Raw genomic sequence first — 21,157 nt, forward strand, 5'->3', positions numbered from 1 at the left:
TGGTTGGCCTGGGGCAATGTCGGTCACGACAGCGTCGTCCAGCGGAGGGAGCGACATGGTGGGGGAGAGCGCGGCGTCGACCACGGACCGGTCGACCCCGATGGGCCGTCCGGGTGACACCCGCCGGAAGGACCCGCCCTTCCGGAAACCGCGCTGGCCCAGGGCGTACGGCTTCGCCCTGGTCACCGGCGCGCTCTTCGTCTTCTCCTGGATCGGCCAGTTCCTGTTCCAGATGACCGTGGCGAGCAACGAGGCCCGTCAGCACGGAGAGTCGTTCGCCTGGGGCGAGTTCCTGCCCCAGTTCCTCGCGAGCACCTTCGAGAACTGGCAGAGCGAGTTCCTCCAGCTGATCTGGCAGGCGGCCGGGCTGGCCCTCTTCTACTACTGGGGCTCCTCGCAGTCCCGGGAGTCCGACGAGCGCATCGAGGCCAAGCTGGACGCGCTGCTGCGCGAGCGGGGGCTCGACCCCGGACACCCCTGACCCGCCCTTGACCTCAACCCCGGTTCACGTCCGAGGCTGGTCGGCGTCGACGACAGGACGGGGAGGGTGACATGCGGGTGGTCGAGGTGCCCAGGTTCGGTGGGCCGGAGGTGCTGACCCTGGTCGAGGCGCCTGATCCGGTACCCGGACCGGGTGAGGTCGTGGTCGACGTCGCCGTGGCGGACGTGCTCTGGGTGGAAACGATGATCCGCAGCGGTCGCGGCGGGCGGTACTTCCCGGTCCAGCCGCCGTACCGGGCGGGCGTGGGCGTGGCGGGCACCGTGGCGGCGGTCGGCCCGGACGTCGATCCGGCCTGGGCCGGCCGACGGGTGGTCACCCGCACCGGCGAACACGGCGGGTACGCCGAGCGCGTCCCGGTCCCGGCCGACGGGCTCGTCGCCGTGCCGGACCCGGTAGGCCTCCGCGAGGCGGCGGCGCTGCTGCACGACGGCACCACCGCCTTCGGGCTGCTCGACCTGGTCCCGCCGCGCTCCGGCGACCGGGTGCTCGTCACCGCGGCCGGTGGTGGCCTCGGCGCGTTGCTCGTGCAGTGCGTCCACGCGGCCGGAGCCAGGGTGGTCGCGGCGGCAAGGGGCGCGGCGAAACTCGACCGGCTCCGACGACTCGGCGCGGACCACGTCGTCGACTACACCGCACCGGACTGGACGGACCGGGTGCGTGCGGCGACCGGCGGTCTCGACGTGGTGTTCGACGGGGCCGGCGGCGCGTACGGCCGGGCCGCCTTCGAGCTGCTCGCACCGGACGGCCGCTTCTCCGCCCACGGCACCCCGGCCGGAGCGTTCGCGGTGCCCGACCCGCAGCGGGCGCAGGCGCGGGGCGTCACCGTGGTCGGCATCGACGACATCCGGTTCCCGCCGGAGGTGGCCCGGGGGCACCTGGTCCGGGCCCTCGACGCGGCCGCCGCCGGACGGCTCACCCCGCTGATCGGGCAGACCTTTCCGCTGGAACGTGCCGCCGACGCGCACCGGGCGATCGAGGAACGGACGACCACCGGCAAGACGCTGCTGACGATCTGACCGTCCCGGGGTGTCGGCGCGTCGCGCCCGCCCCGGCGCGGGGCACGATGACCCCATGCGGCACATCGTGCTCTTCCACTCCGTGTACGGCCTCCGCCCGGCGGTCCTGGCCGCCGCCGACCGGCTCCGCGCCGCCGGGCACCGGGTCGTCACCCCCGACCTGTACGGGGTGCCCGCCGTCGACACCATCGAGGAGGGCTTCGCGCTGTTCGGCCGGATCGGCACCGAGACCGTCCTGGCCCGGGCCCGGGCCGCCGTGGCAGACCTGCCGGCCGACACGGTGCTGGCCGGGCTCTCCATGGGGGCGGGGGTGGCGGGCGCCCTGCTGGCCGACCGGCCCGCCAGTGCCGGGCTGCTGCTCCTGCACGGCACCGGCGGGTCGCCCGAGGCGGTCCGCGCCGGCCTGCCGGTGCACCTGCACATCGCCGATCCCGACGCCTACGACCCGCCCGCCGAGGTGGACGCCTGGCGGCGGGCGATGGCCACGGCCGGGGCCGAGGTCGAGGTGTACCGCTACCCGGGCACCGACCACTTCTTCACCGATCCCGACCTGCCCGGGTACGCGCCGGCCGACGCCGACCGGCTCTGGAGCCGGGTGCAGGCCTTCCTCGGCTAGGGCAGGAACCGCCCTACGTCGGCGGTATCACCAGGCCACGGAGCGAGGGACCACCCGGCTGCCAGCCGACGACCCGTACCGCGACGTAGCGGGCTGCGCCGGTGAGCAGCGCCGAACCGCGCCCGGCGGGCAGTCGTACCGCGTGGGTGTAGGTGGTTCCATCGGTGCTGGTCGCCACGTCCACGGCTGGTGATCGATCGCCGTTCCAGTCCAGCTCGATGCTCCCGAGCGCCTGCTGTTGGCCGAGGTCGACGACCATCCGTCCGTCCACCCCCGGCGTCCAAGCGGTCTCCGATCGGCCATCCACGGCCGCGGCGGGATCGGACATCCCCGGCGGCAGCGGACTGGTCGGGAAGGTGACTCGGCCGAGCGCCAGGTTGGTGAGCGGGTACGCCGGCGCGTTCGGTAGCACGATGTCACGTGGCTGCGTGTCGACGACCACGACTGTGTCGCCCGGTGCGGCCGGCGAGCTCACGCGCACCTGGCAGGTCGGGCCACTGAGCCGGAGGCGTTGCCCGTCGATCACCTCGGCGTGCAGGCCCACCGGCAGCTCGCCCTCGCCGACTGTCCGCACCGTGAACCGTGGCGCGCGCACCGCGGCGCTCGACGCCTCGAGGACGGCGGTGTAGTCGGTGCCGGTCGCGGTGACCGTCTGCGTCCCCGCGTACAGCTGGACGCTCGTCCGTGACTGCGGCAACGAGACGGTTGCGGTGGCGGCGGAGCCCGAAAGGTTGAACAGGCTCAGATGGCCCTCGGCGGTGCTGGCACGTACCGATGCCTGCGATGTTGTCGGGGCGGGCTGCGCGGCCACCGCCCGCGTCCGCCCGGGAGCGAGCCGGGGGTAGCCCTCCACGAGCAGCGGTGCGGCGGGCCCGTCGGACAGGGTGATGACGTTGCCGGTGACGGTGATCGGATTGACCGGGCCCCGCACCACCAGGCTGGCGCGACCGTCGATGTCGAGCCAACCGCCGGTGCTCGACAGGTTCGGCTGCGGATACGTGGCGACGTCGCGCCAGGTGACGCCGTCGTCGGAGACCTGTACGCGATAACGGCGTCCGGAGGCAGCTTCCCAGTAGATGACCGCCCGATCGAACGTGTTGGGCCCGCCGAGGTTGACGGCGAGCCAACTGGCGGGGCGCGGCCGGTCGGCGCGGGACACCGCCCAGCGCGTGGTCATGGTGCCGTCGGTGGCGAGGGCGGCGCCGCGCCCCGTGTCGGCGGATGACGCGGTGGTGGGCTTACCGAGCGTCAGGTTCGGGCCGGTCTCGCCGTTGCGCACCTCGAATTCGACGATCGAGTAGCCATAGGTCGGATCGGGTTGGACGCCGAGCATCCGAACCCACTGCGCGGTCGTCGTGGGGAAGGTGACCGTGTCGACGCGGGCAACCCCCGGGGGTGGAGTCGCACCGCCCGAATCCTGCGACGCGACGGTGACCGTTCCTTCTGCGGCGGTGTAGGTCCGGCTGCCGTCCAGGCCGGCGACGCCGGGCATGGTGAGGTTGTAGACCTCGAGGTGCCCCTCCCCGGCCGCGATCCCACTCGTGGCATAGACGACCGAACCGCCGGGCAGCGTGGCGAATCCGGCCCAGCCGGTGTCGAAGCCGAGCACGGTGGCGCTGCCGTCGAACCCGTCGCGCAACGCGGTACACAGTGCGACGCTGCGCTTGCGAACGGTGCCTGCGGTGCGGGGCAGGAACATCGGGGTGGCGCCGCTGATCAGGAACAACCAGTCGTCGTGGGCGGGCTGCCAGACGAACTTGACATAGCCGGCTCTGCTGACCGCACCGGCCCAACTGTTCCTCGACTGGTGCGACAGGAGGCCGGGGCCGGTGCCGAAGTCGGTGACGCCGCTGGCCGCCGCGAACACGTCGTCCTTGCTGAACGGGACAACCGGTTCGCCACTGCGCGCCCGCCACTCGTGTAGCAGGTAGCTGATCGCCACCTCGGCCCGCGCCTCCGGTTCGTACTTCGGCTCTCCGGAGAACTTGGTGATGCGATACTGCGGCGGATACTGCTGGTAGGCCTCGAGCCGGTCGGCCATCGCCTGTTCCGCCCAGGCGGCGCTCCGGTCGCCAAGCACCTGGGCGAGGAACGCGAGCGGGACGACATCGCGGCCGTAGAGGTGTTCGCGGTCGTTCACCATCGGCATCAGCGGCTCGCCGGCGTCACTCATCACCGACAGGATGCTGCGCCACAGCCGATCGCCGTTGGGTTGCGCTCTCATCACCTCGGGCATCGGCTGCCCGGCGATCATGAAATGTACGCAGTTGCGTGCGGAGGTCCGCCACAGCTCGCACTGGTAGTGCGGGCCGAACGAGCCGTGGTTCTCGACCACGAACGTGTCGTACAGGTTCCGCGCGGTGTTCGCCGACACGGCGACGCCGTCGACGATCGTCGGATTCGCGAGGTCGGCAACCGGAAGGCCGGTCTGGTTCCGGCTCCACTGGCCGAATCGGGTGCGCCAGGCCGCGGCGTCCGGCGCGTCGGGTGCCCAGGCGAGGCCGGGTGCGAGGGATTGCGCGTAGACGCCCATCTCCTCCAGCTTGGTGTCGCCGATCCAGCCACCGGCGAGCCCGTTCGTCGTCCAACCCGGTGACCGCGGGTCGTCGCCGGTGCCGAGGGACGCGGTGTAGGCCGCCTGCAACTGGGCGAGTTGGTCCAGGTTGGCCCGGGTGGTCGCGTCGAGGTCGTCCCAGAGTAGGCGGCCGGCAAGTTGGAAGTACAGCTGGAATGTGCTGTCGAAGTAGAGGGTCTTGCCCCACTCGGTGCCACCGGTCAACCGGTTCGACGCGGCGAAGTGCGACAACGTCGCCACGGTGTGCGCCCTCAGGGTCTCGGCGTCGATGCCCGCCAGCGCCTCGTCATACGTGCCACGCGTCAGCACCAGCGCGTTGCCGAGAACCACCGTGAAGGAGAAGTTCGTGGCCCGGTAGTGTCCGGCGGCCGCGTCCCACTGCGTCTCAGCCCACCGGGTATGCCGCAACAACACACGGTGGTAGGTCTGGGCCACCGCATCGTCGGCGAGGAGTTCCGGTTCCGGTTCCGGGCCGGGCGGCGCGACCGACACCACAGCGAGCGCACCGGCAGTGGCAGCCATCTGGAGGAACCTGCGGCGGTTGACCCGGGAAGTGAAGGGGACCGAACCTGGCACCGGCGTCATACGGCATCTTCGTGTGTAGCCACCTGAGGTGTCAATGTCCGTCCAAACGCGACCGCGCTCCGGCCGCCTGCCACGGCACCCTCGCCGCTCGCTACCACCCCACGGTGCACATCGCCGTGACCCCGGAAGAGACCGCCCGGAACGGCTGCTGAGCAGGTGAACCCCGGGCTTGCCCGGCACGGCGATCAGGTGTACAACTAGGCGAGCTAGGTGCATACCTAGCTCAAAACTGGCGCGCAACTACGGAAGGCCTGGCGTGGACCGCATCAGGACCGGTGTGGGCGGATTCGAGGGCATGCCCGAGACGCGGCCTGAGGTCGGGCAGCTCCGGGCCGCCCACCCCGGCGGCGCACCGGTCGTGCGGATCGGCGTCGACCTGGGGCAGGGCGGCTGTCGCGCGGTCGCCCACCACGACGGGCGCAGCGGCCAGGGCCGTACCCCCGGATTCTGGTCGGGGCAGCCCGCCGCGCGGATCGCCGACGCGGTCGGCGCGGCCCTGGCCGACCTCGGGCCGGTGCCCGACGGGCCGGTCGCGGTCGGCGTCGGCATGACCGGCCTCAACGGTCAGACGCCGCCGACCGACGACCTCCGGACCCGGCTGCGGGACCGGGGGCTGCGCGGCACGCTGCACGTCGCCGACGACAGCGTCACCGCCTACCTCGGCGCGCTCGGGCCGGTGCCCGGCGCGGTGGTCGCAGCCGGCACCGGCGTGGTGGTGCTGGCCGCCGCACCCGACGGGCGGACCGCCCGGGTCGACGGCTGGGGAGCCGCCCTGGGGGACCGGGGCTCCGGCCACTGGATCGGGCGGGCCGCGCTCCGGCTGGCCCTGCGGCAGCGGGACCGGGACCGGGCGGGAGCGCTGCTCGACGCGACCGTGGCCACCTTCGGCCTGATGGAGACCCTGCCGGCCCGCTGGCGGGAGCGGCCACCCACGCCCGAGCAGCTCGCCGGGTTCGCCGGCACCGTGGCGGAGCTGGCCCGCGCCGGTGACCCGGACTCCCGGTCGGTCTGGCGGCGGGCTGGCGTGCTGCTGGCCGACTCGGCGGTGGCCGCGCTGCGCCGGGCCGGCCTGGCCGGCGCGGACGTGCCGGTGGCCGGAACCGGTGGCGTGTTCGCCGCCGCCGACCTGCTGCTGCCCACCTTCACCCGGGCGCTGCGCGTCGGAGCGCCGCACGCCCGTCCGGTCACCGCCGCGGCCGACCCGCTCGCGGGCGCGCTGGCGCTCTGCGCCCACCCCACCGGGCAGACGCTGCTGGCCGGACTGGTCGTCCACTGCTGTATCGAGGAAAAGGCAGGAAAGCGATGAACGTGGCCGAGGCCATCCGGGGACGGTTGGTCGTCTCGTGCCAGGCGCAGGACCACCAGAGCCCGTTCCTGGACACCGCGCACATGATGGCGATGGCGAGCGCGGCGGTGCTGGGCGGCGCGGCCGGGCTGCGCGGTCAGGGGGTGGCGCACGTGCGGGCCATGGTCGCCCTCGGGGTGCCGGTCGTCGGGCTGGTCAAGCGACACACCCCGGGCAACCCGGTCTACATCACCCCGGGCCGGGCGGACGTGGACGCGCTGATCGGGGCCGGCGCCCAGATCGTGGCCGCGGACGCCACCGACCGGCCCCGGCCCGGCGGGGAACGGCTGGCCGACCTGATCGCCGCCACCCACGCCGGTGGGGCGCTGTTCATGGCCGACGTGGACAGTGTGGACGCCGCCCTCGCCGCGGTCGACGCGGGAGCCGACCTCGTCGGGACCACCCTCGCCGGCTACACCGGCGCGACGGTGCCGGACGGGCCGGACCTCGGGCTGGTCGCCGCGATCAGCCGGTGGTGCCCGGTTCCGGTCATCGCCGAGGGCCGGTACCGTACCCCTGCCCAGGTCGCGGCCGCCTTCGACGAGGGGGCGTGGGCTGTCGTCGTCGGCACCGCCATCTCCGACCCGGTGAACACCACCCGTCGGTTCGTGTCCGCATGCCCGCATGCCCCCGTGGAGTCACGATGACCACCAAACTGAGCCAGATCCGGACCGTGTTGCGCAGCCGGGTGGCGGACATGGAAGCCCACACCGCTCTGCCCCGCGAGCGGGACCTCGCCGAGGAACTCGGCGTCAGCCGGACCACGCTGCGGCAGGCGCTGCGGGAACTCACCACCGACGGCCTGATCTACACGATCCGGGGTCAGGGCACCTTCGTCTCCGACACCCGGATCGCCAAGGGCACCAGCCTGAGCGGCTTCACCGAGGACATGCGGGCCCGGGGCATGACCCCGAGCAGCAAGATGCTCGACGCCGACGCGGTGGTCGCCCGGGATGCCCTCGCCAACGAGCTCGGCCTGCCCGAGGGCTCGCTGCTCTACCGGGTCGAGCGGCTGCGGATGGCCGACGGCGCGCCGATGTGCCTGGAGGAGGTGCACCTGCCGGCGGACCTCTTCCCCGGTCTGCTGGTGGAGAACCTCGACGGCGCGCTCTACGAGACGATGCGCGACCGCTACCACGTCCAGGTCGTCGTCGCCCAGCAGATGATCGCCGCGGTGGTGCCCACCCCGCGCCAGTGCGAGCTGCTGGAGATCCCGCCGGTGGCCGCGTTGCTGGAGGTGCGGCGGATCGGGTTCGACGGGCGGGGGAGAGCGGTCGAGCTGGCCGTGTCGTACTACCGCGGCGACCGTTACCGCTTCGCGTTGACCGCCCGGCGCGGGAACGACGGCTGATGACCCGGTGGACCGGGCGGGCGGTGCCGCTCAGGCGCTGGCGGCCAGCGGTGGGGTGGTGGCCGGCGTCACGGACACCACCGGCCGGGCGGTCCGGGCCGCCCGGCCGGTCGTCCCCGCCGCGACCGGTCCGGCCGCTGCCGGTGCGGTCGTGCCGACCAGCCGGACCGGACGGGGTGTCTCGTCGAGGACGGGGGTCGCCGACCGGCGCCGGAACTCGGCGCGCAGGGCCCTCGGCAGCCGCTCGTACGCCACCCGGGCCAGCGTCCGGTCCGCCACCTCGTACCCCTGCCGGGCGGAGCGCCACACCAGCAGGCCCCGCTCCGCCAGGGCCCGCAGCACCGGCCGCAGCTGCTCCGGATCCAGGTCGAGCAGGTGGGCGAGCCGTTCGGCGGTGACCACCCCGAGCGCCGCGCCGGCCATCACCACCGCCCGTCCGGTCCCGCCGAGCCGGTCGAGGCGGGGGGCGACCATCCGGCGGACCACCTCCGGCACCGGCGGCTCACCCGACGGGTGGCCGTCGTCACCGGCCTGTGCGGCGTACGCCCGGGCGTAGCCGGGGTGCCCCGCGACCAGGGGCAGCAGCCGGGTCACCGCCGCCGACTCACCGAGCAGGTGGCGCAGCAGCCGTCCGGTGTCGACCGTACCCAGGGGCGGCACGGTCAGCCGGTGCCGACGGTCGGTCGGACCGAGGGGAAGCAGATCACCCCACTCCGGAGGGTGGGTGACCACCACGACCAGCGGCAGCACCCGCGCGGTCGCCGCGGCGAAGAGCTCGTGCAGGAAGAGGAGCACCTCGGGGGCCGCCCGGTCCACGTCGTCCACCGCCACCACCAGCGGGGTCCGCTCGGCGGCGGCGAGCAGCACCTCCCGCCACCTGCCCGCGGCCTTCCCGGCGTCGGCCGGGGCGTCGCCGGCCCGGATCCCGGCGTGGTCGCGCAGCAGCGCGGCGAGCGGAGCGGCCGGGACGTCCGGGTACGGCGGGCACTGCGCACCGCACCAGCGCACCGGCACCCCGTCGACCTGCCGTACGGTCCGGGCCAGTTCCGCCAGCAACCGGCTGCGGCCGATGCCGTCCGGGCCGACCACCGAGACCCAGCGCGCCGACCGCTCCCGCACCGCCCGGACGACCTGGTCCCGCAGGGCGGCCAGTTCCCGTCGCCGGCCGATGAACGGCAGGTCACCGCCGGTCGGCCGGGTCGGGGCGATCCCGTCGGCCCGCCAGACGGCGACCGGCAGCGGCTTGCCGGCCATCGTTGCCGGCGGCAGGTCCCGGTAGTCGATCAGGTCGGCGGTGGCCCGCCGGGTGGCCGCGCAGACGATCACCGTGCCCCGGGGAGCGTGTTCCTGGAGCCGGGCGGCCAGGGTGACCACCGCGCCGCTGACCGCGCCGTGGCCGGCGTCGCGCGCCGCGGCCAGGTCGACCACGGCCTCGCCGGTGGCCACGCCGACCCGCAGCCGCACCACCGTCCCGCCGGCCAGCGGACGCCCGTCCAGGACCCGCTGGATCTCCAGGCCCGCGCGCACCGCCCGGTACGCGTCGAACCCGTCGGACTCGACGCCGCCGAACAACGCCATGACGGCGTCGCCGACGTACTTCTCGACCACCCCGTTCCACCGGCGCAGGACCGCCGCGACGGTGCCGAAGTACTCCTGTTGCAGGGCCCGGACGTCCTCCGGGTCGAGCCGGTCGACCAGCGCGGTCGAACCGACGATGTCGACGAAGAGGACGCTGACCGTACGCCGCTCCTCCGGTACCGGCCAGTGCCGCGTCGCGGCCATCGCCGATGCCGGCTGGGTGACTCTGCTGACCTGCATCGCGTTCACCTTTCCCCCGTGGTGCCGGACGACATCTCGGAGATTCGCACCACCGGACCGACGGCGGATCTGCCGAACGACGTATGTCGCCGTCCGGCAACTTTCCGTCGCCATCTCGACGCGAGGAGTACCACAGGACCGATTTACCCTTATGAACGCCCCAGCCGCCCCTATTAGGCTGCTTGCCATGGCCAGCGATGTGGACGCCGCCCCGCTGGTCGGCCGTGCCGACACGGTCGCGATGGTGCGCGCCGCCCTGCTCGACCGGGTTCCGCAGGGCCACACCGCCGCGGTCTTCGTCAACGGGGAGAGCGGGGTGGGCAAGAGCCGGCTTCTCGGCGAGGTGGCGGCCGGACTGCGCGCGACGGGAGCGGTCGTGCTCACCGGAAGCTGCCTCGACATCGGCGACGCCTCCCCACTGCACCCGCTGCTCCAGGCGCTGCGCCGTTTCGAGGCCGAGGTGTCCCACGCCCGCACCTGTTCGGCCGTGCGCAACCTGCTCAACATGTTCGCCGACGAGACCCCCGGCCGGGAGGGTGCCGGCACCCTGCTGGAGCGGGTCTCCCGGGGGCTGCACCTGATCGCCCAGGGCCGCCCGCTGGTGCTCGTCCTGGACGACCTCCAGTGGGTCGACCGCAGCACCCGGCAGCTCCTGCTCTACCTGCTGGCGGGGCTCGGTGACATGCAGCTCTCGGTGCTCGCCGCGATCCGGGCCGAGGCGTTGCAGGGCGCCCATCCGCTGCGTCGGGTTCTCACCGAACTGCGGCGGCTGCGGTCGGTGCGGGTGCTCGACCTGCCCCCGCTGGACCGCGCCGGGACCGACCAGCTCGCCACCGCGATCGTCGGACGGCCGCTGCCGCCGGAGGCCGCCGAGCAGCTCTGGCGACGCAGCGGCGGCAACCCGTTCGTGGTGGAGGAACTGGCCCGCGACCTGCGCGACGGGCGGGACGGGCTCTCCGACACCCTCCGGGAGATCTTCCTCGACCGGGTGGACGCGCTGCCTCCGCACGCCCACGAGGTCGTCCAGGCGATCGCCGTCGGGGTGGAACCGGTGGAGCACGACCTGCTCGCCCGGGTGGTCCGGCTCCCCGACGAGCAGCTGATCGAGGCGGTGCACGCGGCCATCGCGCACCGGCTGCTGGTCTGCACCGACAACGCGTACCACCTCCGGCACCGGCTGGTCGCCGAGGTGCTGGAGCACGAGCTGCTCCCCGCCGAGCGGGGTGCCCTGCACCGGCGTTACGCCGACGCGCTCGGCGCCGAGTCGGCACCCCTGCGCCACGCCCGGTCGGCCCACCACTGGCGACTGGCCGGGGAGCCGGTGCGGGCGCTGCGGGCCGCGATGGCCGCGGCGGAGGAGGCCGAACGGCTGCACGGCTACGCCGAGGCGCACCGGCACTGGTCGCTCGCCCTGGCGGCGGCAGCCGACACCGGTCTCGACGGGCCGGAGCGGGTGGCCCTGCTGGAGAAGGCGGCGGAGGCCGCCCACCACTGCGGCGAGCACGCGCGGGCCCTGGCCCTGCTCGAGGAGCAGGCCACCCTGGCCGGCGGTTCCACCTGCGCCCTGCACATCCGTCGGGCGCGATACCTCGCCCACGCGGGGCGCTCCGCCCTGGCGGAGGCGGAGTACCAGCACGCCCTGGCCGCCCCGGACTGCACCCCCCGCCAGCGGGCGACCGCCGCCGCGCACCTGGCCGAGCTGCTGCTGCACCTCGGCCGGTACGCCGAGGCCGGCCGACGCGCCCGGGAAGCGCTGGCGCGTTCGGCGTCGGTCGAGGGTTCCACCTCGGAGGTGGTGCTGGCCAGCGCCGCACTCGGCTTCAGCGAGGCGTACCTGGAGGACCCGGACGCCGGCCTGCCGGTGATGCGCGAGGCGCTGGCCACCGCCGAGCGTTCCGGCCGGCCCGAGGACGTCGCCCTCGCCTACCTGCACCTCGCCGAGCTGCTGACCGGTCCGCTCAACATGATCGAGGAAGGCGTGGTGGTGGCCCGCCGGGGCGCCGAACACGTCACCGATCTGGGGCTGGGCCGGACGTTCGAGACCCGCCTGCTGGCCGTCGCCGCCAACGGACTGTTCCGGGTGGGACAGTGGGCCGAGGCGGAGAAGGTCATCGCCGACGCGTTGCGGCACCGCCCCTCCGGTGCCGACGCCGCCGAGCTGCTGCTGGCCCGCTGCCGGCTCTCCGTCGCGTACGGGGAGGTCGAGGCCGCCGACCGGGACCTGGAGGCGGTGGCCACCCTGCTGGCCGGTGGCGGTGCCCGGCACGTCCTGCCGTTGCTCACCCTCCGGGCCGGGCTGGCCATGTGGCAGGGGCGGCACGACGAAGCCCGCCAGGCCGTCGCGCACGGGCTGACCGAGACCCGCTCCGACGACCTGGTCCTGCTGGCCACCCTCGCCTGGCACGGGCTGCGCGCGGAGGCCGAGGCGTACGCCAGCCGCACCGGCCGGGTCGACCTGACGGCGGTGCGCCGGCTGCGTGAGGTCACCAACCGGGTCCGCCGCGCCAGCGTCCAGGCGGCCCGGCCGGTCCGGGACGTGGTGGACGCCTTCCTCGCCCTCTGCACCGCCGAGGTCGGGCGGCTCGACGGCCCCGGCGACCCGGTCCTCTGGGCCCGGGCGGCCGAGGTCTGGGACCGGCGCAGGCACCCCTACCCGGCCGCCTACTCGCGGCTGCGGCAGGCCGAGGCGCTGCTGGCCCGGCGTGGCCGGGACGCCACCGCGGCCGCCCTGCTGCGCCAGGCGTACGAGACGGCGCAGGGGCTGGGGGCGCGGCCGTTGAGCGAGGAGATCGCCGCGCTGGCGGCCCGTGCCCGGGTGCCGGTGCCGGACGGGGCGTCCGACCAGGACGGCGGCCGCGCCGGGGAAGCCGGGGGAGCCCCTGACGAGCTGTCCGCGCTCACCCCGCGCGAGCGCGAGGTCCTGGCGCTGGTGGCCGAGGGGCTCACCAACCGGGAGATCGGTCAACGGCTGTTCATCAGCGAGCGGACCATCGGCGTGCACGTCTCGCACATATTCGACAAGCTCCAGGTCCGAACCCGGGTCCAGGCCAGCGCGATCCACCTGCGGCACCGGCCCCGCTGAGGGGCGCGTCCGGGGTCCGTCGGCAGCGGGATACGTCGTTCTACTGATTCCCGCGTCCCCTCCGGCTGCCACGCTGTGCACCGGCGGCGACACGGGGCGCCGCCGGGACCACAGGGGAGGAACACATGACCGAAGCGGTCTGGGGGCCCGTCCACCAGGACGTCGCCGATCTGCTCGCCCACCACCCCGCCGACGTGCCGGCGGTGGTCGACCACCTGACCAAGCTCCAGGACGTCCTGGTCCGGCTGCCGCCGTTGCAGGCCAGCTGCCCCCTGGCGGATTTCAACGGGCTCTACCTGACGATCACCGGGAAGGTGCTGGAGCGGCTCTACGACGGCCGCTTCGCCGACCCGGTGTTCCTGTCCCGGTTGGACGTGGAGTTCGCCGCCCGCTACTTCGACGCGTTACGGCTGTGGACGGAGTCGAGCCCGTACACGCCCCAGGCCTGGTCGTGCATCTTCGAGCGGATGCAGGGGCCGGACGTCCGGCCGTTGCCGGCCGCGGCGGCGGGGGTGAACGCGCACATCAACTTCGACCTGCCGTTCGCCCTGGTGACCACCTTCGACCACCTGGAGTCCGAGCCGGTCGACGGCGGCGACCAGCACCGGGACTATCTCCAGATCAACGCCATCTTCGCCGAGTCGATCCCGACGCTGCGCCGGGGCTACCTGGACCGGTGGCAGCTGATCATCGACACGCTCAACGGTGACCTGGACGACTGGTACCAGGGCGAGTTGGTGGAGTACACCAGGGGCGTCGCCTGGCGCAACGCGCAGCGGATCTGGCGGGTGCGGCACGACACCCACGCCCGGGAGGGCGAGCGCGACCGGCTCGACGGCACCGCCGCCCGGCTCGGCCGGCTGCTGCTCTCACCACTGGGCGCGTTGTTGCAATAGCCGCCAGCCCATCCTCCTAGGATGCCGTACGGGGTGTGCCTCGGGAGCACAGGGTTCCGCCGCTGGCCAGCACCGGCGCGTCGCTGCTGGCCAGCGCCACGCGACGACCGCCTCACGTGCTCCGGCGTAGGTCCCGCACGTCGGGGAGCTGGTGGAAGCCGGCCGACCGGTAGGTGGCGACGGCCCCGATGTTGGCGCTCTCGGTGCACACGATCGCGCTCGACGAGCCCATCTGCCGCAGGGCGGCCGCCGCGGCGAGGGTGATCGCCCTGCCGTAGCCGTGGCCGCGATGGTCGCGGTGCACGCCCACCGGTTCGAGCAACCCGGGCCTTCCCGAACCGGCCGACCACACCGTCGCGGTCGCCACCGCGGTGCCGTGGTCGTCGTAGGCGACCAGACAGCGGGCGTCGGCGTACGGCGATCCGGTGGCCATCGCGTGCCACCGCTCCCGCGTGAACGTCGACCCGTCGAACGCCGCGCGCTGCACGGCGACCCGCACGTCGGCCTGCTCCGGGCCGATCGCCTCGACCCGTACGCCGCAGTCCGCCACGGGCTCCGCGAGGTCACGCCGAAGCGGTGTCCACGGCTCGTCGAGGTCCCACCCGTCATCGAGCAGCAGCTCACGGAACACTCCGTCGCATCGCGCCTCGACGGAGACGCTCCCCTGCGGAAGGACGCCGTGCTCCGGCCGCGTCACGTCGGCGGCCATCCGACGGGCCAGCTCCTCGTCCTGGTCGGCGCCAGGGGCGATCCCGACCCGCAGCAGACCAGGACCGTCCACCAGCCCGAGGGCGAGGATCCTTCCGTCGCGGCTCCAGGTCCGGACCGCGCGGGCCGTCGCCTCCGCGCCGAACCTCCAGTGCCAGCCCAGGTCGCCCGGATGCAGTTGCATCGGTGCCCCGTCGTACTGCCACCGGCCCAGCACGCGCACGGCCTCGTCCAACCCGTCGACTGCTGGTGTGCTCATCACGACCGACACGTCCTGATCCAAACACCGCCGCACCGCCGGGCTCAAAGGGATATTGCCTTGTCGCCCTCGTGGCCCGTGCCTACCGTACGGTGATGCCCTTGCGACTGTTGTCGGTGACCTTCGACGCGCACGACCCGGCTCGCCTGGCCCGGTTCTGGGCCGCTCTGCTCGGTCGGACGGTCGTCGAGGACGCCGGTGGTGCGCTCCTGCCCGGTGACGACACCCAGGTCGGTCTCCGGTTCGCGCCCGGTGGGGCGGAGATGGTCCGGCCGAACCGGATCCACCTGCACCTGACCAGCGCCAGCCCCGCCGACCAGCAGCAGACGGTGGCGACGGTGCTGCGGCTCGGCGGCGACCACCTCGACGTCGGGCAGCGCCCCGAGGAGGGCCACGTCGTCCTGGCCGACCCCGAGGGATACGAACTCTGTGTCATCGAGGCGGGCAACAACTACCTCGCCGGGTGCGGCCTGTTCGGTGAGGTCGCCTGCGACGGCACCCGGGAGGTCGGCCTCTTCTGGAGCGCGGCGCTGGGCTGGCCGCTGGTCTGGGACCAGAACGAGGAGACCGCGATCCAGTCACCGCACGGCGGCACGAAGGTCGCCTGGGGCGGCCCGCCCGTGGCCCCGAAGGTGGGGCGGAACCGGCAGCGCTTCGACCTCGCCCCGACCGGCGGCGACCAGCAGGCCGAGGTCGACCGGCTGGTCGCCCTCGGGGCCACCCGGCTGGAGACCGGTGCCGACGGCGCCGTCGTGCTGGCCGACCCGGACGGCAACGAGTTCACCGTCAGCCGGACCTGACCCCGACGCCGCCGTCCACGCGGCGGGCGCCGGTCGCGTGCCGGATGTCGCACGGCAAGCGGATACCACGGGCGCGTACCTCAGCCGGTGAGAGAAAACCGGGGGAAGCCGGCCAGAGTGTCGAGCGCCCACAGTTGCACCTCGGAGCGTGGCGGGTCCGGCTTGCCTGCGGGCACGGGATCGTTGCGCTGGGCGATGAGTGCACGTTTGCCGTCCTGATCGAGCGCGACCTCCCATCGCACGATGCTCCCTCCGGTGTCCGGGACGATCTTCCATCCGGTCATCGGCCTCAGTTCGGTCCTGTCCCAGGTGCGCAGGTCCCAGTAGGTAAGGAAATTCCGGTAGGTGGTCCACCAGGGCGCAGGATCAACGTCTGCGGATCGCATCGCCGATCGGTGGCGTGCCCCAGATATGGGGCAGCTCGACAGCTTCCGAAGAGGACCTTCCCACCGGCGGCGAGGTCGCGCAGAGTTGTCGATGCGGAAGACGGTGCCGGACGGTTTCCGCCCCGCCCCACCGCGGTGTGCGGTATGGCGTGCCTTTCAGCCGGGGTGCTCCGGACACGACGCGGCCCGCGTCCACCGGATACGGTGGGCGCGGGCCGGAGCGGGAGAGCGGGGCCTACTCGGACGGCTGGGGTAGTTCGCAGTCGACCTTCGGGTTGGCGCCCACGTAGTTGAGCGGCCCGGCCACGACGGTGACCAGGATGGTGCCGGCCTCGGCGCAGTTGGTGTCGTCACCCTTGAAGTAACCGCGCTGTGCCGCGGCGATCGCGCCGATGATGAGCCAGATCACCACGAGTACTCCGAATATCGACGGGCCACGCCGCATGGCTGCCTCCCTGGTAACGGTGGGTCGAGTGAGGCGAGTTGTACCCAGACGCGGTGAACGGCTAACCGTGCCGGGGCGTGACCGGCGAATCCGCCGGCCGCCGCCGCGCGCACCGGTCCGCGTCCCTCGCGGACCGGTGACGACGAGGGACGCGACGGGGACCGGACGCCACGGCGGGCGGACCGACCGGTGTGCGCGGCGGCGGGGCGGTAGCGGGTCAGGCGGTGGGGGCGGGGAAGACCTTGTCGGCCTCGGCCGGAGCGTCGGCGAGGATTCGGGCCTGCTGGGGCCAGCTCGCCAGGCCCGGAGCGGAGCGCAGGCCCGCGCCCCGGATCACCTCGCGCAGCCCCGCCTCGTCCCGCTCGGCCAGCTGCCGGTAGGTGCGGATGCCGGCGGCCTGGAGGGCGGCGGCGATCTTCGGCCCGATGCCCTGGATCCGCCGGAAGTCGTCGTCAGCGGCGACGTCGGCCTCCCGCGGCGCGGGCACCGCCGTGACGTTCTCCTCGGCCGTGGCCGGCGCGGCGCCCACGGTCGGCTCGGCCGCCGTGGGCTCGACCTCCACCGACTCGACCTCGGCCGTCGTCGGCTCGACCTCGGCCGGCTCGTCCGCGTCGGGCTCGATGCTGGTCGCCCGGGCCTGTGCGGCCTCCGCCACCGGCGCGGGCAGGGGCTGGGTCTGCTGCGTGGTCGACGGCTGGACCGGGGTCAGCTCCGGCTCGGCGGGTTCCGGCTGCGGGGTCACCGGCTCGGTCTGCTCCTCGACGGGCTCGAGTTGCGCGTCCACCGGCTCGACCTGCACCCCCGCCGGCGGGGCCGGCGGCTCGACCTGGGCCGTCACCGGTTCGGCCTGGGCGTCCACCGGCTCCAGTTGAGCGTCCACGGGTTCGGCGTGCGCGGCAGGGGTCGGGGTGGGGCCGGCCGGAACCGGGTCCGTGGCGAGGTAGCGGTCCGGCGTGTCGTCGGACCGGTCGGGCGTCGCGGGCACGTCGACCGTCTCCGATTCGACGGCGGAGTCCGTGGGGCGGTCAGCGGTGTCGAGCGTCGGGGCGGTGTGGGTGACGGTGGCCGGCCGGACCGGGTCCACCCGGGACGCCGGGCGTCCGGGGGCCCGCCGGCCGCGCAGCGCCCAGCCGGCGGCCACGCCGCCCGCCACCGCCAGGATGAGTAACAACGAGTGTCCGAACGTCCACGCCACGGCGTACCTCCCAGTGCGTACGGCGAAAGTGCGAGAAAAGTCCGCCGCAGCTTCGCATACGCGTGTTACCGGCCTCAGCGTGGCCGGGAGGGATCCCGTCGCCGCCGGTCGGAGCGGGCGGCTCGGGCGTGGGTCGACGTGGGGTGTCGGGGCGGTCCGTGGCGCACCGTGACGGCGGTGCCGGCACCGCCGTGGGGAGGGGACTCAGTCCTCCGCGCCCCGGTAGGCGTAGAGGTCGTCGACGAACTTGCGGCGCAGCTTCGGTACCCGGCTGGTCACTCCGAAGTAGCCGCGGGCACCGAGCAGCGCCAGCCGTCCGACGACGGGGCGGTAGAGCGGGTCGTCGCCGTTGGTGCCGTTGTTCTTCAGCGAGTCGGCCACCCGGGCGAAGCCGTACGGCAGCATCTGCGCCTCGTAGTCGCCGACCGCCTCCAGCAGCGGCTTGTCGCCGGCCACCGCGGCGGTGAGCTGCCGGCGGAGCAGGGCGGCGTCGCGCAGCGCGGTGTTCGCCCCGACCCCGCGTCCCGGGGTCATGGTGTGGATGGCGTCGCCGAGCAGGGTGACGGTACTGGGCTTCCACGGCGGAACCGGCTCGGAGGTGGCGACCTTGATCGGCAGGCAGCTGCCCGGGTCGCTGCGGGCGAGCAGTTCGCGCAGGTTGGGGTGCCAGCCCCGGGTCAACTCCAGGGCGAGGCGGACGAGGTCGTCGCCGCGCCGCCGCATCACGTCGGCCGGGAACCGGCGGGCGGTGCTCCAGATGATGATGTTGATGTAGTCGCGGGTGTTGTCGTAGAGCAGGCCGGGCCAGCGCTCCAGCAGGTCGGCGTCGGCACCGCCGATACCGGACTTGAGCCCGCCGCCGCTGTCCCACTTGAACTCCATGACGTGGAGGATGCCCATCATCCCGTGGGTGCCGAAGATGAGGGAGATGCCCTCCAGGACGCGTGGCGGCAGCAGGCTGCGGGTGTGTTCGGTGAGCGGGATCTTCACCGCGATGTTGATGCTGCCGGCGTCCCGGGTCACCGCGTGCGGCAGGTACTGCCGGCGTACGGCGGAGTGGGTGCCGTCGGCGGCCACCAGCAGGTCCCCCACGGCGGAGCTGCCGTCGGCGAAGTGGGCGGTGACCGTGCCGTCGTCGTGCTGCTCGTACCGGGTGAAGGTCCGGTCGAAGTGGACGACGTCCTCCATGCCGGTGAGCAGGACCTGCCGCAGGGTCATCCGGGAGACCGAGCGGTCGGTGTTCACCGGGTCGGTGTCGGGCCGCAGCTCGAAGGAGGCGGTCTGGCGCAGCCGCTGGGTGATGACGTTGAAGTAGCGCGGGGAGCGGGCGCACGTGGCGACGAAGGTGTCGAACAGTTCCGGCGGCAGGCATTCGCGCAGCGCCCGGCTGCCGGTCGGCCCGATGCCGACCCGGTAGCCGAGCAGTCCGTCGGTACGGGTGCGGTGGCGTTCGTAGACGGCGACGCTGATCCCGGCCCGGCGCAGGCCGTGGGCCAGGCACATCCCGCCGGTGCCGGCGCCGATCACCAGGACGTGTGGACGGCTGGAGGACATCACGGCTCCTTGCGCGGGTCAGTCGACGGTGCCGACGGCCGGGGCGGTGGCGGCGTCCCAGCGGTAGAAGCAGCCGGCGATCGCGTCCCGGGGTGAGCGCCAGGTCGGCAGGTACGGGGAGGTGTGCGTGGCCAGCCGCTCGTTGACCCGCAGGTAGAGCGGGTGGGTGCGGGCCGCGGCGACGGCGCCGGGGTCCACGTCGGTCTCCATCAGATGGACGCAGAGGTCGTGCAGGCAGTACAGGGAGCGGTGCCGGACGCCGGTCATGGCGGGCAGTTCGGTGGCGTCGGACTCGGCGAAGATCTCCGCCACCTGCTCCTCCGTGCCCGGGACGATCCTGCTGACGATCAGAAGCCGACTCATCGGGTCCCCTTTCGCGGCCGGCATCCCGCGAGCCTGTGGGACACCCTGGTGGGTCCCACCCTGCCGGCGTGCCTGTCACGTCGCCGTCACCGCGAGTCGGTGGGCGGTGACGGTCCGGTCGCCGGGCGGGTGGGGCGCCGGGCGCCGGGTGGTGCGGCGCGGCGGCGGATCGGGGCGAGGGTGTCGTCGAGCAGCGCACACATCGCCGCCGACGGTTCCAGGTCGAGTTCCCGCAGGATCAGGTCGCGGTAGACGTAGAAGGCGTGCAGTGCCTCGAAGGCGTTGCCCTCGGCGAGGTGGATCTGCACCACCAGCCGGTGCGGGGTCTCCCGCAGGGGCTCGGCGGCCATCGCCTCCAGGGCTGCCTGGAGGGCCTCGCCGTGTCGACCGTCCTGGAGGTGGGTGCGGGCGAGGTGTTCCAGCATGTGCAGGCGGAGCTGGCGCAGTCGTTCCCGCTCCAGCAGGACCCAGTCGTCGTACCAGCCGGGGAGCAGGTCGTGCCGACCGGCGGCGAGCGCCGCGGCGGCGCCGCGCGGGTCGCCACCGTCGCCGACCCGGGCGGCGGTCCGTACCAGCTCGTCGACGTCGACGTGGACGGCCGGGTCGAGTCGTACGGTGTCGCCGGTGGTCAGCATGGGGCAGCAGGGGTCCTGGCGCAGTCGCCACAGGGCGGTGCGCAGCGACGACAGGGCGCGGTCCTCGGGTGCGTCGGGCCAGAGCAGCCCGGCGACGTGGCTGCGGGTGGCACCGGGGCGCAGCCCGATCAGCGCGATGATCCGTTGCAGTCCACGGGGGACGACCACCGGCTGGTCGTCGTGCAGCAGGCGGAAGCCGCCGAGCAGCAGCAGGCGCACCCGGGGAGTGGTCGTCGGCGTGCTGGTGTCAGAGGCCACGGCCGCGCACCCCCCTGCAGCGGAACCCTCGTCCTGTCGTCCACGGTGCCCGTCGGAGGGTGCCCGCGACGTCGGTGTCCCGTCGCGGGGCGAGCGCCACCGCCGGGCTGATAGCGACGAAGATTATCAATAGCGGTTACGCTGGGTCAACCGAGTGGTCGTCATTCCGACCTTCTCGGCGCGTCCCTGAGAATGCCTCTGAGCTGCATTGATCTGTCTCCTCCTCCCGCTGCGCGGGCAGGTGCGCCGCGCAGTGTGCCCGTTCGCCGTCAACCCAGCGTCACGACTGTGGGGTGTCAGTGGACGGTCCGTGGTGACGGCGTGGTGACGGCGGTCTCGGCATCGTGTCGGCAGTCGTCCGGCCGCGCGGGCCGACGTCCGCCGTGGGGAGACATCGATGGACCGTACGTTGATCGTCGCGAAGGTGCTGCCGACCGCGGAGTCGCGGGTCGCCGAGATCTTCGCCGAGTCGGACGCGACCGAACTGCCGCGCCTGGCCGGGGTGCACCACCGGTCGCTGTACCGGCTGCACGACCTCTACGTGCACCTGCTGGAGACCGAGTCGGCGGGGGAAGGGGCGGTGGAGACCGTCCGCCGGCACGCCGAGTTCGTCCGGGTCAGCGACCGGCTGCGGCCGTACATCTCGCCGTACCTGCCGACCTGGCGCTCCCCCCGCGACGCCATGGCGCGCTGCTTCTACCGCTGGGACGCCTCCCGCACCGGGCGACAGCCGTGACCGCGACCGCACCACCCACACCCGTACCGGCC

At 73.7% G+C, this 21,157-nt stretch carries 19 protein-coding genes; 10 read left to right on the forward strand and 9 right to left on the reverse strand.

Annotated elements, in window-relative coordinates; all coding sequences use genetic code 11:
* Window positions 1–55 precede the first annotated feature (55 nt).
* The 3 genes from IGA62_RS26775 (at window position 56) to IGA62_RS26785 (ending at window position 2,134) form a co-directional block, all read left to right on the forward strand.
* On the forward strand, window positions 56–481 hold the full coding sequence (locus tag IGA62_RS26775) for a DUF6766 family protein (RefSeq protein ID WP_145818245.1): 426 nt from the start codon (window positions 56–58) through the stop codon (window positions 479–481).
* Between the two features lie 71 nt (window positions 482–552).
* Complete coding sequence (locus IGA62_RS26780) at window positions 553–1,518, forward strand: zinc-binding dehydrogenase (protein WP_145818243.1); 966 nt, start codon at window positions 553–555, stop codon at window positions 1,516–1,518.
* Between the two features lie 55 nt (window positions 1,519–1,573).
* Window positions 1,574–2,134: a dienelactone hydrolase family protein gene (locus IGA62_RS26785; RefSeq protein ID WP_145818241.1), complete on the forward strand. Its 561-nt coding sequence runs from the start codon at window positions 1,574–1,576 to the stop codon at window positions 2,132–2,134.
* Between the two features lie 13 nt (window positions 2,135–2,147).
* Here the strand turns inward: IGA62_RS26785 and IGA62_RS26790 are convergent, their stop codons facing one another.
* The gene (locus IGA62_RS26790) at window positions 2,148–5,510 is read right to left on the reverse strand and encodes a discoidin domain-containing protein (RefSeq protein WP_377464293.1); all 3,363 of its coding nucleotides are present in this window, start codon (window positions 5,508–5,510) and stop codon (window positions 2,148–2,150) included.
* 40 nt (window positions 5,511–5,550) lie between these two features.
* Between IGA62_RS26790 and IGA62_RS26795 the strand changes: the two genes are divergently transcribed.
* The 3 genes from IGA62_RS26795 to IGA62_RS26805 are packed head-to-tail and all read left to right on the forward strand — an operon-like array spanning window position 5,551 to window position 7,990.
* Window positions 5,551–6,600 (forward strand): N-acetylglucosamine kinase, encoded by a 1,050-nt coding sequence (locus tag IGA62_RS26795; protein WP_145818237.1) that lies wholly within the window; start codon window positions 5,551–5,553, stop codon window positions 6,598–6,600.
* Window positions 6,597–7,286, forward strand: a complete 690-nt coding sequence (locus IGA62_RS26800) for an N-acetylmannosamine-6-phosphate 2-epimerase (RefSeq protein ID WP_145818235.1) — start codon at window positions 6,597–6,599, stop codon at window positions 7,284–7,286. Before IGA62_RS26795 ends, IGA62_RS26800 begins: the two co-directional genes overlap by 4 nt.
* A complete protein-coding gene (locus IGA62_RS26805; protein WP_186499846.1) occupies window positions 7,283–7,990 on the forward strand; it encodes a GntR family transcriptional regulator in 708 nt (235 codons plus the stop codon). The genes IGA62_RS26800 and IGA62_RS26805 overlap by 4 nt, the downstream gene beginning before the upstream one ends.
* Before the next feature lie 30 nt (window positions 7,991–8,020).
* On the opposite strand, the gene IGA62_RS26810 is transcribed toward IGA62_RS26805, so the two are convergent.
* Window positions 8,021–9,808 (reverse strand): adenylate/guanylate cyclase domain-containing protein, encoded by a 1,788-nt coding sequence (locus IGA62_RS26810; RefSeq protein ID WP_145818231.1) that lies wholly within the window; start codon window positions 9,806–9,808, stop codon window positions 8,021–8,023.
* A 187-nt stretch (window positions 9,809–9,995) separates the two neighbouring features.
* Here IGA62_RS26810 and IGA62_RS26815 point away from each other — a divergent pair, with 187 nt between their 5' ends.
* Both IGA62_RS26815 and IGA62_RS26820 read left to right on the forward strand, forming a co-directional pair.
* On the forward strand, window positions 9,996–12,890 hold the full coding sequence (locus tag IGA62_RS26815; protein ID WP_145818229.1) for a helix-turn-helix transcriptional regulator: 2,895 nt from the start codon (window positions 9,996–9,998) through the stop codon (window positions 12,888–12,890).
* A 125-nt stretch (window positions 12,891–13,015) separates the two neighbouring features.
* Entirely contained in the window at window positions 13,016–13,786 is a 771-nt protein-coding gene (locus IGA62_RS26820; protein WP_145818227.1) for a DUF5995 family protein, read from the forward strand.
* A 112-nt stretch (window positions 13,787–13,898) separates the two neighbouring features.
* Here IGA62_RS26820 and IGA62_RS26825 read toward each other — a convergent pair whose 3' ends face one another.
* Complete coding sequence (locus tag IGA62_RS26825) at window positions 13,899–14,753, reverse strand: GNAT family N-acetyltransferase (protein WP_232624789.1); 855 nt, start codon at window positions 14,751–14,753, stop codon at window positions 13,899–13,901.
* Window positions 14,754–14,848: 95 nt separating this feature from the next.
* Here IGA62_RS26825 and IGA62_RS26830 point away from each other — a divergent pair, with 95 nt between their 5' ends.
* On the forward strand, window positions 14,849–15,553 hold the full coding sequence (locus IGA62_RS26830) for a VOC family protein (RefSeq protein ID WP_145818223.1): 705 nt from the start codon (window positions 14,849–14,851) through the stop codon (window positions 15,551–15,553).
* 80 nt (window positions 15,554–15,633) lie between these two features.
* Here IGA62_RS26830 and IGA62_RS26835 read toward each other — a convergent pair whose 3' ends face one another.
* The 6 genes from IGA62_RS26835 to IGA62_RS26860 all read right to left on the reverse strand — a co-directional run bounded on the left by IGA62_RS26835 (window position 15,634) and on the right by IGA62_RS26860 (window position 20,389).
* Window positions 15,634–15,939 (reverse strand): hypothetical protein, encoded by a 306-nt coding sequence (locus IGA62_RS26835; protein WP_145818222.1) that lies wholly within the window; start codon window positions 15,937–15,939, stop codon window positions 15,634–15,636.
* 235 nt (window positions 15,940–16,174) lie between these two features.
* A complete protein-coding gene (locus tag IGA62_RS26840; RefSeq protein ID WP_091462109.1) occupies window positions 16,175–16,384 on the reverse strand; it encodes a hypothetical protein in 210 nt (69 codons plus the stop codon).
* Between the two features lie 217 nt (window positions 16,385–16,601).
* Window positions 16,602–17,579: a hypothetical protein gene (locus IGA62_RS30365; protein ID WP_232624790.1), complete on the reverse strand. Its 978-nt coding sequence runs from the start codon at window positions 17,577–17,579 to the stop codon at window positions 16,602–16,604.
* Window positions 17,580–17,783: 204 nt separating this feature from the next.
* A complete protein-coding gene (locus IGA62_RS26850) occupies window positions 17,784–19,133 on the reverse strand; it encodes an FAD-dependent oxidoreductase (protein WP_145818220.1) in 1,350 nt (449 codons plus the stop codon).
* 18 nt (window positions 19,134–19,151) lie between these two features.
* Window positions 19,152–19,496 carry a TcmI family type II polyketide cyclase gene (locus tag IGA62_RS26855; RefSeq protein ID WP_145818218.1) on the reverse strand — a complete coding sequence of 115 codons (345 nt, stop codon included), beginning with the start codon at window positions 19,494–19,496 and terminating at the stop codon, window positions 19,152–19,154.
* A gap of 86 nt (window positions 19,497–19,582) precedes the next feature.
* Window positions 19,583–20,389 (reverse strand): AfsR/SARP family transcriptional regulator, encoded by an 807-nt coding sequence (locus IGA62_RS26860; protein ID WP_145818216.1) that lies wholly within the window; start codon window positions 20,387–20,389, stop codon window positions 19,583–19,585.
* A 397-nt stretch (window positions 20,390–20,786) separates the two neighbouring features.
* On the opposite strand from IGA62_RS26860, the gene IGA62_RS26865 reads away from it, so the two are divergent.
* On the forward strand, window positions 20,787–21,125 hold the full coding sequence (locus IGA62_RS26865; RefSeq protein WP_145818214.1) for a TcmI family type II polyketide cyclase: 339 nt from the start codon (window positions 20,787–20,789) through the stop codon (window positions 21,123–21,125).
* The last annotated feature ends 32 nt before the right edge of the window (window positions 21,126–21,157 follow it).

The sequence above is a fragment of the Micromonospora sagamiensis genome (genome assembly GCF_014680085.1).
GTDB classification, from domain to species: Bacteria; Actinomycetota; Actinomycetes; order Mycobacteriales; family Micromonosporaceae; genus Micromonospora; species Micromonospora inyonensis.